Source organism: Acinetobacter sp. NBRC 110496 (assembly GCF_000876115.1).
Lineage (GTDB): Bacteria > Pseudomonadota > Gammaproteobacteria > Pseudomonadales > Moraxellaceae > Acinetobacter.
In genome coordinates, this window is sequence record NZ_BBTF01000061.1 from 1 (window position 1) to 17,340 (window position 17,340).

Genomic DNA, 17,340 nt, shown 5'->3' on the forward strand with positions numbered 1-17,340 from the left:
CCATTTTTACCTGCGGCAGAAAAGTTTTGGCGGTTGCAAAGTTTTAGTACAGTCAGTCGTGATCAGCTAGGTATGTACGACACGATACATATGTTGAAAAGTTTATGTTTATAAAACAATATGATTGTAGCATGTTGGGCTAAATCCTAAAAATTTGATAGAAAAATTAAATGTTGGCATTAATTTTGCATTTTGGTGAGAAGTATGAAACTCAGAGATATTTTTTGGTATGCAAAATCAACCTATGCAAGATACTTTTATTGAAAAGCCATCTTCTGCTGCAAACGAAACACTTGAAGACTATACTTTACGTTATGCTCCATATAGTTTCCGTCGTTGGAGTCCTAAAGTCGTCGCAATTACGGCATTAGGAGGTATTGCATATCTGGCAGACTTTTCGATTGGTGCTAGCATTGGTATGACATATGGGACAACGAATGCCATTTTTTCTATTTTATTTGCTGCACTTATTATCTTTTTAACAGGTCTTCCATTAGCTTATTATGCAGCTCGCTATAATATCGATTTAGATCTGATTACGCGTGGTGCTGGTTTTGGATATTTTGGATCGGTACTGACGAGTATTATTTTTGCAAGTTTTACTTTTATTTTCTTCGCTCTCGAAGGTTCTATCATGGCTCAAGGCTTATTGCTTGGGCTCGGAATTCCTTTATGGATGGGCTATCTCATTTCTACTATTATGGTTATTCCATTGGTCATTTATGGGATGAAAGCCTTAAGTACTTTACAAGTTTGGACCACACCTATCTGGTTGATCTTAATGATTGGCCCTGTTGCTTATTTGATTTATCAAGAACCTGAGCTTGTAAGTCAATTCGCTGCTTATGCTGGAAATGGTGGTTTTGCAGCAATAGATGTGGCTGCAATTATGTTGGGTGCTGGAATTTGTCTATCTTTAATTATGCAAATTGGTGAACAAATTGATTACCTACGTTTTATGCCTGCAAAAACTAAAGAAAATAGCAAAGCGTGGTGGATAGCTGTTATTTCAGCGGGTCCAGGTTGGGTAATTCTAGGCGCAATCAAACAAATTATTGGCGCTTTCCTTGGTTTTTATTTGCTGACTAAAATTCCTGGGGTTGATAGCACGGAACCTGTACAACAGTTTAACGCAGCTTTCCATGATATGCTTCCAGGTTGGTTTGCACTTACTTTAGCGGTAATTTTGGTTGTTATTTCACAAATCAAGATTAATGTAACGAATGCATATTCGGGTTCATTGGCATGGACCAGTGCTTATACACGTATCAGCAAGCATTATCCAGGTCGTATTGTATTTGTATTGGTTAACCTTGCAATTGCTCTTGCGTTGATGGAAGGTAATATGTTCGCAGTGCTTGGTAAGATTTTAGGTTTTTATTCTAATTTTGCCATTGCATGGGTTGTGGTTGTAGCGACTGATATCACAGTGAATAAATACTTATTGAAACTCTCTCCAAAAGAACCAGAGTATCGCCGTGATATGCTTTATAATATAAACCCAGTAGGTATGGTGTCATTTCTTGTCGCTGCAGGAGTCTCCATTGCAACCTTTTTTGGCATGTTGGGTGAATTTCTAATGCCATATTCACCTTTAATTGCTCTGATTTTGGGCTTTGTTTTGACTCCAATCATGGGTTTAATTACGAAAGGAAAATATTATATTAAAGCTACAGATGATGGGGTAAAAGAACCACGTTATGATGCTACTGGGCTACCTATAGCAACAGTTTATCATTGTGTGTCATGTGATGAAGATTATGAAAGACCTGATATTATGTATTCACATAAGCACAAAGGTGTTATTTGTTCTCTATGTAAGACTTTGGAAAAATAAATGATTTTTCAGATATCTGCTTTTTAATAAGCTGAATTTCGATCAAATCAATAACCCTGATGATTTTGCATCAGGGTTTTTTAATATTGATTGGGGAAAACTCTATAAAAAGTGCGGGAAAATCTATTCTAATCCAAAGAGTGGATACAACATCCATCTCGAATAACCCGACAGCTGCTATTTTTGTCTTAAATGTCCTGACATCATTTAAATGAGAAATCATATTTTCTTGAAGTTTTCATTTGGAGTTTCTGAGCAATATATACGCTTAAATGTGGTGTATGTAGAAAAATTGGTGCAATAATTGCTTTGAACGTTGGGGTGGTGCATTTTGTGAAAGCGATTTATATTTTGAATCAATTTGGATCAAAAGCAGTCCTAAAACAAAGTCAAGCATGGAGAAAAAATGGAAATTTATACTCAACGATTAGAAGTAGTTACAGAAAATTGTGACTTTGATGTCATTGAGCTGACTTTCGATACGCGCCAAAAGAGCCGTTTTCGTGCAACTTTAAAAAATGGGGTAGATATTGGTGCAGATTTGCCGCGTACAGGCATTTTACGCAGTGGGTCATATATTTCGACGGAGAGCGGAAATATTCTTAAAGTTGAAGCGAAACCAGAAAAACTGATGAAAGTTTCGGCTCAGCAAGAATTTGATTTATTAAAAGCTGCATATCATCTCGGCAATCGTCATGTTCCCTTAATGTTGACGCCAACAGCATTATATTTCGAACCAGATCATGTACTGGCTGAAATGGTAGTGGGTTTGGGATTAAACGTTGCAGAGGTAGATCATCCTTTTGAACCTGAAAGCGGTGCCTATGCACAACATCAACATGATCATCGCTTAAGCCCAATCAAGACTTTACATCATGTCCATCACTAATCCATCGCAACTACTCAGCCTGTTGACCTTGTCATCAACTGCGTTACCGATTGGGGCATATTGTTATTCGCAAGGCGTGGAAAGTGCCATTGATCAAGGGCTGATTCATGATGAAGCCTCCAGCATGGCTTATTTTGAAGAAGTGCTGGAAATGCTCTTGGTTCGTTTTGAGTTACCTGTGCTGAAACGTTTAATGCAATACAGTGATGACGAAGAAAATTTTACTTACTGGGCAAATTTTTATCGCGCCAGTCGTGAGAGTAAAGAGTTACTGGCGGAATCGAAACAGTTGGCATTTTCTTTAAATGCATGGATTAGAGACGTATTAAAGCAACCCGTTAAAGTCAAAAAACAGCTGGGCTTTGTTCCAGTGTATGGAAGCCTGTGTGGCACCTTGGGGCTAAATCAATCCGAAGTACTTACAGCGTATACCTTTACCGTTTTAGAAAATCAGGTCTTGGCGGCAGTCAAAACCGTACCGCTTGGGCAGATGAGTGGTCAGCGTATTTTGTGGCATTTACATGCGCTTATTCCTGCAGCAATTGCGCGTGCACTGGAGCTGCAAGACACTGAAATCAGTAGTGCCTTACCGCAATATGCCATGCTGAGTATGCACCATGAGACCCAGTATTCAAGACTATTCAGATCATAATTTTAAGAGGAAAAAACATGTCACAACGTAGCCCATTACGTGTAGGAATTGGTGGACCAGTCGGGTCAGGTAAAACAGCGCTAACTTTGAATTTATGTCAGGCCTTGCGTGAAAAATATAATATGGCAGTCGTCACCAATGACATTTATACCAAAGAAGATTCAAACTTTTTAACCCGTAATGAAGCCATGTCTCCAGAGCGTATTGTTGGGGTAGAAACTGGCGGTTGCCCGCATACCGCCATCCGTGAAGATGCGTCTATTAACCTCGCGGCAATTGATGACTTGTGCGAAAAGTTCGATGGGCTTGAGCTGATTATTATTGAAAGTGGTGGGGATAATTTAGCGGCTACGTTTAGTCCAGAACTTTCAGATTTAACCCTGTATGTGATTGATGTGGCAGGGGGAGAAAAGATTCCACGTAAAGGTGGTCCGGGCATTACCAAATCTGATTTGTTGATTATCAATAAAACAGACTTGGCACCAATGGTCGGTGCAAATTTAAGTGTGATGGATCAAGATGCTAAACGTATGCGTGGTGATAAGCCGTTCTTGTTTAGCAATATGAAAACCAAAGAAGGTCTGGAAATTATTATTTCGTTCATTGAAAAACAAGGTCTATTCAAAGCGTAATTCGGGGAAACACAATGACTTATTTAAAAAGAACTTTAGCCACTTTCGCCGCAGCTTTTCCAATGTGGGCAATGGCACATCCTGGTCATGAACAACAGAATAGTTTTTTAACGGGCTTTATTCATCCCTTTACTGGAATTGATCACCTCACGATGGCGATCGCTTTTGGTGTGCTGCTGTGGTCAGCGGCTAATCGATGGAAAGTAGGCGGATTGTTGGGTTTAGTTATTGCCATGATTGCAGGTTTTAGCCTTGGGCAATTGCATGTGGTGTCTGCGAATATTGCTGAATACGGCATTGTTTTCTCCTTATCTGTTCTTGCCATTGCCCTATGGACCAAAGCCAATCAACTATTTGCAGTTGCGACCATGGTTTTAGCAAGTTTTCATGGCATGGCGCATGGTGCCGAATTGAATCATTCAGGTCATGTGATCGGTTTAGTCTTCGGCATGGTTGTTGCAATGTCTTGCATCTACGCAGGTGGATTGGGTTTAGGCGCTTTGGTACAAAAATATGTGCCACATGGTAAGAAAATTGTCGGTGGAATTGCTGCAGTTGTTGCATTGATTGGTTTGGCTTAATGATATTCAGGTCATTTTGATGAACAAGTTTCAGCACACCAGATTATTGGTATTCATCACGCAGAGGAAGCATGCAGGATTTAACCGTCAGTCGAACGCATGATGCCCAATTATGGTTTGCCAAGTTGGAACTCGGCTTTCAGGCTCAAAAAGAGCCTGAATGCACAGTGTTACATCACCGCAAACATTATGGTCCAGTGCGGGTACAAAAAATGCTTTGGCCTGAAAAAACAGGGGTTTGCCATGCCATTATTGTGCATCCCCCTGCGGGCATTGCGGGTGGGGATCACCTGACTTTTGATATGTCTGTCGGCCCGCAGGCACATGCCTTAGTGACCACCCCTGGCGCAGGTAAATGGTACAAAACCAATGGTAAAAAGGCCTATCAGCATATCAATATAAGTTTAAATGCTAATGCTATTTTTGAATGGTTGCCGCAAGAAACCATGCTGTTTAATGGTGCGAATGCGCATTCAGAAACCATCATCCATTTGGATCAGGCAGCCAGTTTTATTGGTTGGGACATGTTGGTGATTGGTCGCCAAGCACGTGAAGAGCAATTTAGTGATGGTGCCTATATCAACATGTTCAAACTGTTTCGTAATCAGACTTTGTTGGTTGCCGATACCTTAAGTTTTAAGGGAAATGACCGTTGGTTAAGTTCATGCCTAGGCATGCATGGTCAATCTGTGATGGGAAGTTTCTGGGCCGTGCCTCCCGTGCAATATCGTGCCAGTCTAGATTTAGAAGAGCATCTGGATTTAATCCGTGAACTGATGATGCGTATGGATGTACCCGTCACCTTAACGGTTTTGGATGATGTAGTTTGTGCGCGCTATTTGGGGAATGATGTTCGGCAATGTCATGATGCTTTTGCTGCTATCAGAGCTAGATTAAGACGCTATTGGTACGATCTGGATGAAGAATTTCCTCGTATTTGGAGAACATAAAGTGATTTTAGCCTGTAATTTCAAGACCAAATAACACAACGATTTTTGGTCATGCACGGCTCATGAGCGAAGCATCTCCACGTTTAAATAGGTAAAAGATATGGAATTAAATCCAACAGAAAAAGACAAACTTTTAATTTTTACCGCGGGCTTGGTTGCAGAGCGCCGTAAAGCACGTGGTTTAAAGCTGAATTATCCTGAAGCGATTGCGTATATTTCTGCTGCCTTGCTTGAAGGTGCACGCGATGGCATGAGCGTAAGCGAGTTGATGCACTACGGCACGACTTTACTGAGCCGCAATGATGTGATGGATGGCATTGCAGAAATGATTGTTGAAGTCCAAGTTGAAGCAACCTTTCCAGATGGCTCAAAACTGGTGACTGTACATCAACCGATTATGTAAAGAACTATAAGGAATAAAGATGATTCCAGGTGAAGTAATTACGCCAGATCGCGATATTGAGTTAAATGTTGGACGTGAAACCCTAAAAATAACGGTTGCGAACGCAGGGGATCGACCGATTCAAATTGGTTCGCATTTTCACTTTTATGAAGCCAATGATGCTTTGCAATTTGAGCGCGAGCGTGCCAAAGGCTACCGTTTGAATATTGCAGCGGGCACCGCAGTACGTTTTGAGCCGGGTCAGAGCCGAGATGTCGAATTGGTGGCACTAGCTGGAAAGCGTGAAGTGTATGGCTTTGCGGGTCGAGTGATGGGGAAACTTGACTAATTTAGGCTATCAAAATCTTTTTTAAGAATTTAGAGTAATCTATGATGAAAATGTCACGTCGTGCATATGCGGAAATGTTCGGACCAACCGTAGGGGATCGTGTTCGCTTGGCGGATACGGAACTTTTTATTGAAGTCGAACAAGACCTGACCACTTATGGTGAAGAAGTTAAATTCGGTGGCGGTAAAGTCATCCGAGATGGCATGGGGCAATCCCAATTATTGGCAGATGATGTTGCAGATACCGTCATTACCAATGCGCTCATTGTCGATTGGTGGGGCATTGTGAAAGCCGATGTCGGTTTAAAGAATGGTCGTATCTGGAAAATTGGTAAAGCAGGAAATCCAGATATACAACCCAATATTACCATTCCGTTGGGAGCTGCCACGGAAGTGATTGCGGGGGAAGGTCAAATTCTCACCGCAGGTGGCATTGACACACATATTCACTGGATTTGCCCGCAACAGGTAGAAACTGCACTCATGTCTGGTACAACCACCATGATTGGTGGCGGAACAGGTCCAGCAGCAGGGACATCTGCAACCACGGTTACACCGGGACCATGGCATATTGCGACCATGTTGCAAGCCATCGATGATTTACCCATGAATATTGGGCTATTGGGCAAAGGAAATTTGAGTTTGCCCGATCCTATCTGCGAACAGATTGAAGCAGGCGTCGTGGGTTTAAAGCTGCATGAAGACTGGGGTTCAACCCCTGCTGCCATCGATAACTGTTTAACGGTTGCCGATGAATACGATGTTCAGGTTGCCATTCATACCGATACTTTAAATGAAAGCGGATTCTTGGAAGAAACGCTGGCGGCATTTAAGCAACGCACCATTCACACCTATCATACCGAAGGTGCGGGTGGTGGACATGCCCCCGACATTTTAAAAGCCATTGGTCAAGCCAATGTGTTGCCATCTTCGACCAATCCCACCCGTCCTTATACCGTTAATACCATTGATGAGCATTTGGACATGCTGATGGTGTGTCATCATTTAGATCCTGCAATTTCAGAAGATGTTGCATTTGCCGAAAGTCGAATTCGTCGTGAAACCATTGCCGCCGAAGATATTTTGCAGGATTTGGGTGCAATTTCCATGATGTCGTCCGATTCACAGGCAATGGGGCGTGTGGGTGAAGTGATTATACGTACATGGCAAACGGCACATAAAATGAAAGTACAGCGTGGACCGCTGGAAGGTGATACGCCACATACCGATAATCAGCGGGTTAAACGTTATATTGCGAAATATACAATTAACCCTGCCATTACCCACGGTTTAAGTCATGAAGTCGGCTCGGTCGAAGAAGGCAAGCTGGCAGACTTGGTGCTGTGGAAACCTGCATTTTTTGGTGTTAAACCTGCCATGATTATTAAAGGCGGTATGATTGCAGCAGCGCCAATGGGTGACATCAATGCGTCCATTCCAACACCACAGCCTGTGCATTACCGTCCCATGTTTGGCGCAAATGCGCGCGGTGCACATAACACCTGTATTACCTTCTTGTCTCAGGCAGGAATTAACAATGGCGTAGCGGAAAAATTAGGTCTGAAGAAAATCATTTCTGCATGTAAAAACACGCGTAATATTTCCAAAGCTGACATGAAGCACAACACCTATACACCAGTGATGGAAGTTGATCCAGAAATTTACGAAGTACGGGCAGATGGCGTGCATTTAACTTGTGAGCCAGCAGAGGTATTACCAATGGCTCAGCGTTATTTTTTATTTTAAAGATTATCTTTTTAAGACCTAAAATATTCAGTCTGCGGATCATGTTTGGTGTGATGCAGACTTTAATGATTGATAACACTAAATATAAAAAAATGGAAGAATAATTTACTAAGTTATTGTTTTTAAGTTGATCCTTGTTTTATATGGGGGTGATAATAACTTCTGATTACTAGTTTTTACCTTAAATATACCGATTGAAAGATTCATTTAAAGGCTATGAATACATGAGTTTTACAGTTTGGCTAGGTCAGCATGAGTACTTTTCACAAGATTTAAGATCGACCATGAACGTGATTAAGTTATAGGGGATTGATGAAATAGTTTTTATGAATTTCTGGCTTTCTGGGCTGATTTTATCAAATTCATGTCTATGCAAAATTGCGACATATTTCTCGTGCTGGTAGTTATCCAGAGTTTGGTCTGCATCTATCCATAGTGCAGACCTTTTTTTGGTGACAGTTTTTTCTTAGTGATTTTCGATCTGGATGTAGTGATTTCACGTTTGCAGAATATATCTTGGCGGTGATCCATCTAATATTCGTGATTATAAAGAGAGCTAATTCACAGGTTCTACAGATTATGTAGCGACTAACTATATCAAAGTCTATTTGCAGTTGATGGTTGGCGCTTAGTTTATATTTACGCTTAGGTTTCAGTTAAAAAATCAATATTCTGTTGAATCCGTGATTGAATCATCTGTAGGGTAGATTCTCGAATTTGATGGGGATACAGGCGCTGCGCAATTTGACTAAATTGAAGTGCAATTTCACGCATGGTCAAGATGATCTCATCGACTTCTAGAGTAGTCAGATTAGCTTCTGAAGTACCGAGTTTATGTATGTCATTTCGGGAAATATTGAGCGCTTCTCCCATAATGTCCATTTGATGATAACCACCTGGACCCTCGCAGAAGGTCACATCATAGGCTGGAGCCAATTTCCATTGACCATTTTTCTCCATGAGAAATGAAAAGTTCTTAGTATGGTCATCCCGATTATTGAAAAGCACATTAAACACAGCACGTTTAAAAGCATGCAATCTTTCTCGTACATCTTGCGTACACATCAAGGTTGCCCGGAGAAAATTGCGATAGTCTAGGCTACCTGGAACTTTATAGTCTGCTCCTGTATATGCAGCCAAACTCTGCATTGGAATCCGCATACCATTTTGACGATCGAATCGTTTAGAAGCAAAAGCCGTTAAACCATTGGGCAAATTAAAGAAATGGGTATCTGGAGTCTCAATTGCACAAAGTCGCAAACATTCTGCATAGACGGCTTCAATGGCGCAGACTTCATGATGCTCTTGCTGAGCAGGAAACTTAATCAGCCAGGCTTCATGTTGATCAGAATCTTGAGTCGAAAACTCTAAATTGACAGGATCTCGGTAAACCAACGCTTTTGGTCTGGCACCTTGAGGGGAGCCACCCATGACCAATAAATGCTGTAGAAATTCACCACCTTCACCTTTGAGTACTTCTTGAACTTCCTGGGCCAGTTGTTGTAAAGGGATATTTTCTGAGGTTTGCATGTCAGCAACACAAGGTTCAAAGGAGAGGGCACCCATTGCGTGACTACTAATATTGGTCAGACGCTCCAAAGGTCCAATTCGTGCTGAATTTAAGCCAATTTTTTTGAAATATCGATCCATCAACATCATGCCCCAACCATCTGGTAAAGCGTCATAGACTGGACCTGGGAGTCCCATTTGATGAGTAGGAAAACCTTGTCTGAATGGTAGACCTTTTAAAGGCAGCAAGTAAGAAGAGAGCTCAACACCTTGCTGTATTGCTTCTGGACTATATTCAAAAGCAATGGTGGGTCTACCTGTCGTGGCTGTTGAACTAATCAGCGTTCCCCATAACCATGATTCGCCCCAACCGTTGTAATAAACATTAAGTCTATTGAGCATTATCCCTTCCTCTTAATACGGTGGCGCTTACTTTGACTCTCATAGCGAAGAATGTCATTCACACTGTTAAGCTGAGGTTTAAATAGTTCCTGAAGTTCGTTTAATCGACCCAAGACCATTGCAATACGGACTAAATTTTCAACAGATACATTTCGTCCCGCTTCAAGATTCGAAACTGTATTCACGCCGACACCAGCGCGTGCTGCTACCTCAGCTTGAGACATCTCCAGAAAGAGTCGTTGCTTACGTAAACGCTCACCTAAAAGAGTCACAACTTCTTCTGGTTTAGTGAAATATAAATCCATTAAATTGGGTCTTAAGAATGAATAATTTAATTAAATCACAAAATAATGGAATTAATCTATAGCTATAGTGTGGCTAAGGAGGGCTTTGTTGCACAGCACATCAGAAGGGTAGGTATAGTCCTTGGGTATCGGTTACAGAAAATCATCAGGATGTACTTTGACTGATTGTTGATACGGAGATTTCAGTATTTTCATTTTTCCTAATAGGTCACATTACTTAGAAAGGGTTCTTCGAAAATTAGTTCATACTTTAAAAATCCTATAAATATTGAGGATATTTTCTTAATGCTTTCAATATAGCATGCGGCTATATGTAACTCGAACGGGCTTAATCTGCCTTTCAGTATAAATTTTTTGGGCGTGAGAGGGGAGAGGTGTGAGGGCAAGCAATTTATATCGTGGATACTTCTAAATTACTTATGTAATAGAAGGTGGTAAACATGGATTTAGAGGTAATAACACTAAATATAAAAAAATTGGAAGAATAATTTATTAAATTATTGTTTTTATGTGGTTATTGGTGATGTTATGAATAATAATAACTTTTTCTTGATGAATTTTACCTAAAAAAATTGATCAGATAATTTTCTTTAAATGTCATGCATACATAAATTTGACAGTTTGAAGGGATCGGTATGTGCATTTTTCACAAGGTTAAAGATCGACCATAAATGTGATAAACGGCAGAGGATCATTGAAAAATGAATGGATTTAAACACTACATGTATGCACGAAAAAAAGTATCGCTGCGGTTCTGCTGACAGGCTGTATTGAGCATTGAATGCAAATGATGTAGTAATTGTCTACAGGCTATAGGACCAGCATGAAGAAGAATGAAATGTAGTTGCCAATTTATAACCTTGGTTGAAAAGCATAGCATTGTTATTCGGAGAAGTGAGGTAAGCCATCCTTCTCTTATTCATTTAAAATGATTCTTACTCAACTGATCTCGACTCATGGGCTGGTTCCAATTAGACGGATAATAACTTCCATCCCCTATCTTTTTCTTACCACATTTCTTGCATTTAATCCCTTCTTTGGAGATTTGATTCAGCATCACTGTTGTCGGTTGAATCAAATCAATGACATAGTTCGTTGGTTCAGGAAAAGCAGAAGAGGCTGCTTTATTGCAAAAGAGAACATTCGGATCAAATGGATTGGATTGCACAAAAGCCATGATACAGCCACAGAGTAATTCACCTGCATGTAATCTGTAACATCCATTCAGGTCATCAGACGAAGATTAATCTGAAATTTAAGCACTAAACGCCATAAATCTATGTATGGGCAGACTTTTTTGAGACATATGTTGATAAACATGCGGCAAGTTACATTGCTTAAAAGTCTATCTAAGTTAACGATCTATTCAATTCTGGATAAGTAATCTGAATATTACGATCCTAAATTACCCGAAGAGTATTAAGATTTCTAAGAATCGTGATTGTTGGTTTATTTGGGAAATTAATCAGTGGATTGAAGCAAAGATGATGGCTCATTAAGGATTGTGGGCTTCGACTACTTAAATTTTAGGTATTTTGAATAAAGCATATTTCAAAAATCTTAATTAATGGATTTAAATTACCATAAAAACCTTCAATATTGGCTTGAATCCATTGTTGTTGAGAGTCAATGCGAGACCAATCAATACCATAACCACAATGAGCAATCAGATGCTCAAAGAAAATCCGTTGTGTACGTCCATTACCTTCACGGAATGGGTGTATGACATTAAGCTCACAATACAAGTCGGCAAGTTGAGGAATCAGTTGTTGTGGTGCTAAGCCTTGAAAGTATTTTTTTTCTTGAAGCGGTTTGAGTAGTTTATTGGTTTCAATTTCAATACGGGAAAAATTACAAAAACGGGTGTCACCTTTGGAAATATCGATTTGTCTTAACTTTCCTGCCCAGTCGTATAAGTCGCCAAAGAGCTGCGCATGAATTGATTTTAAGTATTGTAAGTCGTAAGGTGGTTCAGCATATTCAATTAAGTTACTTGCCAATCCAGACAGTTCTAGTTCAGCTTGTTCTAAAATTTGTTCATCATGAATATTGAGTTTGTTCTTTAGGATATTTGTGCCAGGGTAACAATACAGGCTGTCACCCATTTCCCCATATTTATCCATACATGCACCTGACTAAGTTTCGGGTTGCGAATACTTCTTATATTTTTGCAAGATTTCAGCTTTACTTTGTTGAGTTGTTTGAGCTGTCGTTGTAATGCCTTCAAGCTTTAGGCTGGCTTGATAGTTTTGCGCACGTGTCGCTTGAATATATTTTTTTTTCTGTTCAGTGGTTCTGAGCATTTCGAAACTCCATTGATGCTACACGTGAAGTAAGTATAGCAGAGAATCTTTTTGATCAATGCTGCATACACAGCATTTCAAAATGTAATACAACGGTATTGTTTCATGTAATAACAGAAAACTAAAAAAAAGTGGAAGAATTTTTAAAATTTAGACCACCCATGATAAGTAAACCATATGTATTTGTTGATAATTGTAATTTTGAGAAAATTTAGTTGATAAATTAAATGAATTTTAATATACAAAGATATGCTCATTTTTTATATCGATAAAAATGTTAAAATTTGACTATTTAGTAAAAAATATAGAGATATTTATGGGGCAATTTATCATGCCCTTTTGCTTTGAGCGACAAAATGTTCAATTTAAGATAGTAAAAATTAACTCAGAACTACTGAAAATCAAAAAGATTAAACAGAGCCAGAAAGTAGTAGTACAAGCAAAGTTCAAAATAATCTATGTGAAAATTTGGCAAAAAATATTGCTATTAATGCAAACGGAGCCATGCTTACGTGTACATTCTAATTATGTTGCAATCTTACAGTTGATACATAATCTTGATGATTTTATCGAAAAATCACAGCAACACTTGTGCTTTGAGAGAAAAGCTCAGAAAGAGCTGGATGCTAAATTTTTTGCTAGATTTTTTAAGCTGACAAAGAGTTCAATAAAAGATCAACTTTTACCAAATTGTTCAGATCGTAATGAATTTAACCAATGCAATTTGATAAAAAATTAAGCGAAAGCGAATATGCCAAAGATTGAAACAGAAGAGCAATTCTTAGATTTAGCAGAAAAATTCCAAAAAGATTATTGTTTATTACGCAATCATGTTGTGAATACACAATTTGTCGATCTATCAGATGATTTACGTGAAAAAGCCCATGCTCTAAATAAGGAAGCACAACAGATATATGGCTATATATCTAGTTCTAGACAATTAGGTAAATATTATTATCTAGCTTCTTTAAGTTATTTTGCATGCCCGACTACTAGTAATACTCAAGAGCTGTCGTCTGAACGTTATTTGATTCTACAAGCGAGTTTTTTAACATATCGGCAGTATCAAGAATTTGCAAAAATTGATAAAGCTGAGAATAAGCAAAAACATGTTTGTGATCTCTTTCGCTATGTATCACGATATGTTCTGGATTCTAATCATGCTGAATTATTTCAAGAATGCAGTGAGCTACTAAATCGCTATGTCATGTACGAACGTAACTTGAAAAAGGAGGATCGTAATCAACTTTTTAATATTAAAGATTTCAAACAAGTACAAGCCATAGAGTATTTATCGGCTCTATTAATAATTTTTAAAAGACTTGATGATCGTCGTGTTGTTCATCGTCAGCGTAAGTCAAAAAAAAGTAAAGTTTTGCAATGGCCGACGAAAAATGAACTCAAAAAATTTCGTGAAATTAAAACGGGTAAGCAAGTAGATATTGGACATAACGCAAAGATCAGTATTTATGATGCCGCTCTTCACAAAGATGAAGAGGGTGAAGTTGATCTATTAGATCCTGAAATGGAGTTTTATTCAGAAGATGAAAAGTCTAAAAATTTAAATTATATACTCAGCGATAATGCGACGCATCTAATGCGGCATCGCCAGCGCCGTCATGCTCCTTTTGTTACAAATCCACATTATTTGGCGCCAGATATACTGAAGCAAATTGTTTATGTGTTGAGAACCGAGTTATCCGGGCACTGGAGGGATGCTGCAATCGCTGCAGCATGTTTATTGTCACTTTTGACGGGATTATCACCCGTCGCACTGATGGATTTTAACGAGCTTATTCAAGATGGAATTTTGATCCAGAATGGTTCAAGTAGACGTCGCGAATATTTACTCAAATTAAATCTTAAAATTACAGAGCAGAAGATTAAGAGCTTAAATCATGTGCGGTGGAATGAAGTGATGACACATCAACTACATTTACCTTCTGCTTGGTTTGACTATATAGAACAAGCATCGAATCCACTAATTTCATCAACACACATTAATACGAAACTTAAGAATTGGCTTGATAATCGGTTTGTAGGTTCGATCACTGTAGAAAAACTGCAGGCTCAATTATATTTTCATATATATTATGAAACATATAATGAATATCTTGCTCATGTAATTGCTGGGCGGGATAGTCAGCATCACATGCCTGGTATCTATTATGGCGGGCTACCGAAAACTCAACTCAGTAGCACATATCTAGCCTTTTTAGAAAAAGCACTTACACCACATTCCACACATTTTACTGAAGACACGGCTGAACTAAAAATATTGCAACAACAATTCAAAGTGCAATCTGCATTATCTATAGGAAGGATAGGGAGCCAACTGGCACTTGAACCCAATTTTGTGAAAGAGCAATTCCATATTTTACATAGACATTGTCACGAAAACATCCAAGAAGATAAGCACATTATTAATCAACTTAATGCATATGCGTGTTGGATGTGGCATATCAGTTTGTTGAGTTTGGCAAGTCGGCCTAAAAAAAACCTGTTGGGGAATTTGGATGATTATTGTGTTGAGCTCAAGCTTTTATATGTGAATGATAAAAAAAATAGTAAAGCAAGAAAAGATGGTCGTTTTATCCCTTTATCTGATTTTTTCATAAAAACACTGCAAAATTACACTGCCTTTTTAGAACAAATTATTGAAGCGTACGGTTCATTTTTTAGACAAGTCTTTGCAAAGAAGAAGATAACTGTAAATGATCTTTTTGGTAAGGTCATTTTTAGTAAAGATATCTTGCCGATAACTGTCAAAGAATGGCAGAGCAGGAAAATTAAGTTAATCCCTTTATCGAGAAAATGGGTGAATTCATATATGCAAGGAGTCTTTCCAAAGAATATGTATTCGAATTGGTTACGTCATTTTGACATGAACTTTTTGATGCATGAGCAGCAAGAGGGTAAACCAGCATTAGCTTTTCACTTAATTCAGGCCCTGTATGGTCATGACCAACGTGACCGAGAGGCTTTTCATCCGCATTCTTCACTTATCCCGAATGTCTATGTACAGCAAGCCCGCCAGCAATTGCAAGATAATGTCAAATCTTTATCGATTAAACACTTAGAGCGAAAATAGTTGTATGCAAAAAATCAAAGAACTAATAAAACCACAACTAGATGATCTATTTGTTGATATTCATAAAATGGTGAAAAAGTCGCTAGATAGACAGCCTTCTCCACCTGAAGTATTGACGAAAGAAATGCAGCAAAAACTTGATCAGCAGATCGCTGAAAAATGGCATGACATTAAAGATAGTGTTGATTGTTTGAGTCAAAAGTTGAGCCGAGACGAACAATCAAAACTGATGCAATTTACTGAAGATGAATTTAATAAAAGAAGGAAGCAATTCAACCAGAATGTAGATAAAAAATCATACAGAATTAAGCTAAATCCACATACTAAACGGATCGTACTGCCTAGAAAAATTGAGAGTACAGAGTCACGGTTAGAACAGGGGCATCTACATATCCATGTACTTAAGGAATTAAGGCAGTATTGGCAAGATTCATTTGAATATTGGAATGAACCAAAGTACTTATGGGGAAATTTATGCTTAAGTTTTATATATATTTCAGGCTGTGCAGATGAACAGCATTTGATTGCTATTCAGAAGCAATTGCAGGAGGCCATTGAGCTTGGTACAGATCTGAATTGTTTTCGGTTATACCATTCGGACTACAAAAAAATCACTAATCCATTGTTACTACATTATCGTGTTGAAAACTCTCAATATGGCAACGATGTAGAACAGGGAAAGTTGTACCAATGGAAACATGTTTTTTTTAACCCATATGCGCAGTTCATTTTGCAATATTTAAAAAAGTTGAAAGCTACTCAGAAAGAATTTTGTCTGCAACATTCAGTTGAAGATTGTATTTTAGAAAGCTTGAGTAAGATAGGCAGGAAAAAAAGTCTTGGGGATCTGCAATATCAAATTAAACGCCGTGGATTTCGTGCATTTAATGATGTGCAAATGGTACTCGAATTTAATCCAAACCTCAGCATAGATATATTTTTGAGTAATGTGCTTCAGCAAGAGATTAATACTGTTGCTTTAAGGCCATCCGAATTTAGATTGCTGTGGAATAATGATTACAATCAAGTCACAGAACCAGATAATCGCCCTATTCATTTTGAACAAGAGCAGTTACTTCCTGAAGTTCCGACTGTTCAAAGCAAATTACAAACGATTCCGTATGAGTTGATGTTGTTTGGTCAAAAGAAACGTAAAGGTCAAAAAGTTGAGCGTTTAGATAAAAAGAGGAATAAAGAAGAACGCACGCTACGTTTTTGGCAAGAAACTAGAAGGGTGTTAGAGGAGAAGATAGTTGATGCTAATACGGAGGAAAAGTCTTTAATTGATGCTCAACTACGCTTAATTCACTGGTTAATGCATTTAAAAAAACGAGGGCTTCAATTATCAACTATTGAAAGCTACTTAGGATCGTTTGGCAAAGAATTTATATTTGAGATTTGGCTCAATAAATTAGATTTAAAGCAACAATCCATAGATGACTATGAGGATTTATATCGGCAGCTATTGAAATACAGCAGTGAACGTGATGAAAAAGCAGTTCAACGAGATTCGGTGAAAGGAAAAACCTCTCGTAAGATGCACCAAAGCGCAGAATACCGTTTTGGTCGCCTAAAAGATTTTCATCAATTCTGTATAGAGAATTATGATGCTCCAGGGGTATTGGTGTTACAGAATTCAAGTTTTAAGCATTTACAAATTTGCAATGCACGGCTAGTGAGTCCTTTGCTATTTGGCAAATTATTGGAAAAACT

At 38.6% G+C, this 17,340-nt stretch carries 16 protein-coding genes and 2 pseudogenes; 13 read left to right on the forward strand and 5 right to left on the reverse strand.

Annotated features, from left to right (window positions below):
• From Aba26S_RS21505 to ureC, 10 genes and pseudogenes are all read left to right on the forward strand, one after another.
• Positions 1-114, forward strand: a pseudogene (locus tag Aba26S_RS21505) (GNAT family N-acetyltransferase); the annotation flags it as partial.
• 115 nt (positions 115-229) lie between these two features.
• Positions 230-1,837 carry a cytosine permease gene (locus Aba26S_RS18190; protein WP_005244903.1) on the forward strand — a complete coding sequence of 536 codons (1,608 nt, stop codon included), beginning with the start codon at positions 230-232 and terminating at the stop codon, positions 1,835-1,837.
• Positions 1,838-2,243: 406 nt separating this feature from the next.
• Positions 2,244-2,726, forward strand: a complete 483-nt coding sequence (gene ureE / locus Aba26S_RS18195; RefSeq protein WP_004637160.1) for an urease accessory protein UreE — start codon at positions 2,244-2,246, stop codon at positions 2,724-2,726.
• A complete protein-coding gene (locus Aba26S_RS18200; protein ID WP_043974037.1) occupies positions 2,713-3,378 on the forward strand; it encodes an urease accessory protein UreF in 666 nt (221 codons plus the stop codon). The genes ureE and Aba26S_RS18200 overlap by 14 nt, the downstream gene beginning before the upstream one ends.
• Before the next feature lie 17 nt (positions 3,379-3,395).
• Entirely contained in the window at positions 3,396-4,010 is a 615-nt protein-coding gene (ureG, locus tag Aba26S_RS18205) for an urease accessory protein UreG (RefSeq protein WP_005100598.1), read from the forward strand.
• Between the two features lie 14 nt (positions 4,011-4,024).
• Entirely contained in the window at positions 4,025-4,591 is a 567-nt protein-coding gene (locus tag Aba26S_RS18210; RefSeq protein WP_005244906.1) for a HupE/UreJ family protein, read from the forward strand.
• Between the two features lie 71 nt (positions 4,592-4,662).
• On the forward strand, positions 4,663-5,541 hold the full coding sequence (locus Aba26S_RS18215; RefSeq protein WP_005244908.1) for an urease accessory protein UreD: 879 nt from the start codon (positions 4,663-4,665) through the stop codon (positions 5,539-5,541).
• A 100-nt stretch (positions 5,542-5,641) separates the two neighbouring features.
• The gene (gene ureA, locus Aba26S_RS18220; protein ID WP_000422459.1) at positions 5,642-5,944 is read left to right on the forward strand and encodes an urease subunit gamma; all 303 of its coding nucleotides are present in this window, start codon (positions 5,642-5,644) and stop codon (positions 5,942-5,944) included.
• A gap of 19 nt (positions 5,945-5,963) precedes the next feature.
• Positions 5,964-6,272: an urease subunit beta gene (locus tag Aba26S_RS18225; RefSeq protein WP_005244909.1), complete on the forward strand. Its 309-nt coding sequence runs from the start codon at positions 5,964-5,966 to the stop codon at positions 6,270-6,272.
• 44 nt (positions 6,273-6,316) lie between these two features.
• Positions 6,317-8,017, forward strand: a complete 1,701-nt coding sequence (ureC, locus tag Aba26S_RS18230; protein WP_043974056.1) for an urease subunit alpha — start codon at positions 6,317-6,319, stop codon at positions 8,015-8,017.
• A 645-nt stretch (positions 8,018-8,662) separates the two neighbouring features.
• On the opposite strand, the gene Aba26S_RS18235 is transcribed toward ureC, so the two are convergent.
• From Aba26S_RS18235 to Aba26S_RS18255, 5 genes are all read right to left on the reverse strand, one after another.
• Positions 8,663-9,928, reverse strand: coding sequence for a type II toxin-antitoxin system HipA family toxin (locus Aba26S_RS18235; protein WP_043974042.1), 1,266 nt, complete (start codon positions 9,926-9,928; stop codon positions 8,663-8,665).
• Positions 9,928-10,233 (reverse strand): helix-turn-helix domain-containing protein, encoded by a 306-nt coding sequence (locus Aba26S_RS18240; protein ID WP_000366814.1) that lies wholly within the window; start codon positions 10,231-10,233, stop codon positions 9,928-9,930. The genes Aba26S_RS18235 and Aba26S_RS18240 overlap by 1 nt, the downstream gene beginning before the upstream one ends.
• 919 nt (positions 10,234-11,152) lie before the next feature.
• A complete protein-coding gene (locus Aba26S_RS18245) occupies positions 11,153-11,410 on the reverse strand; it encodes a hypothetical protein (protein WP_004726728.1) in 258 nt (85 codons plus the stop codon).
• A 349-nt stretch (positions 11,411-11,759) separates the two neighbouring features.
• Positions 11,760-12,356, reverse strand: a complete 597-nt coding sequence (locus Aba26S_RS18250) for a putative adenosine monophosphate-protein transferase Fic (protein ID WP_004658347.1) — start codon at positions 12,354-12,356, stop codon at positions 11,760-11,762.
• Positions 12,357-12,368: 12 nt separating this feature from the next.
• Entirely contained in the window at positions 12,369-12,536 is a 168-nt protein-coding gene (locus tag Aba26S_RS18255) for a YhfG family protein (RefSeq protein WP_002125865.1), read from the reverse strand.
• Between the two features lie 274 nt (positions 12,537-12,810).
• On the opposite strand from Aba26S_RS18255, the gene Aba26S_RS18260 reads away from it, so the two are divergent.
• The 3 genes and pseudogenes from Aba26S_RS18260 to Aba26S_RS18270 all read left to right on the forward strand — a co-directional run.
• Positions 12,811-13,275, forward strand: coding sequence for a hypothetical protein (locus tag Aba26S_RS18260; protein ID WP_000911011.1), 465 nt, complete (start codon positions 12,811-12,813; stop codon positions 13,273-13,275).
• Positions 13,276-13,287: 12 nt separating this feature from the next.
• The gene (locus Aba26S_RS18265; protein WP_004992168.1) at positions 13,288-15,627 is read left to right on the forward strand and encodes a hypothetical protein; all 2,340 of its coding nucleotides are present in this window, start codon (positions 13,288-13,290) and stop codon (positions 15,625-15,627) included.
• A 4-nt stretch (positions 15,628-15,631) separates the two neighbouring features.
• A pseudogene (locus Aba26S_RS18270) lies at positions 15,632-17,340 on the forward strand (site-specific integrase); the annotation flags it as partial.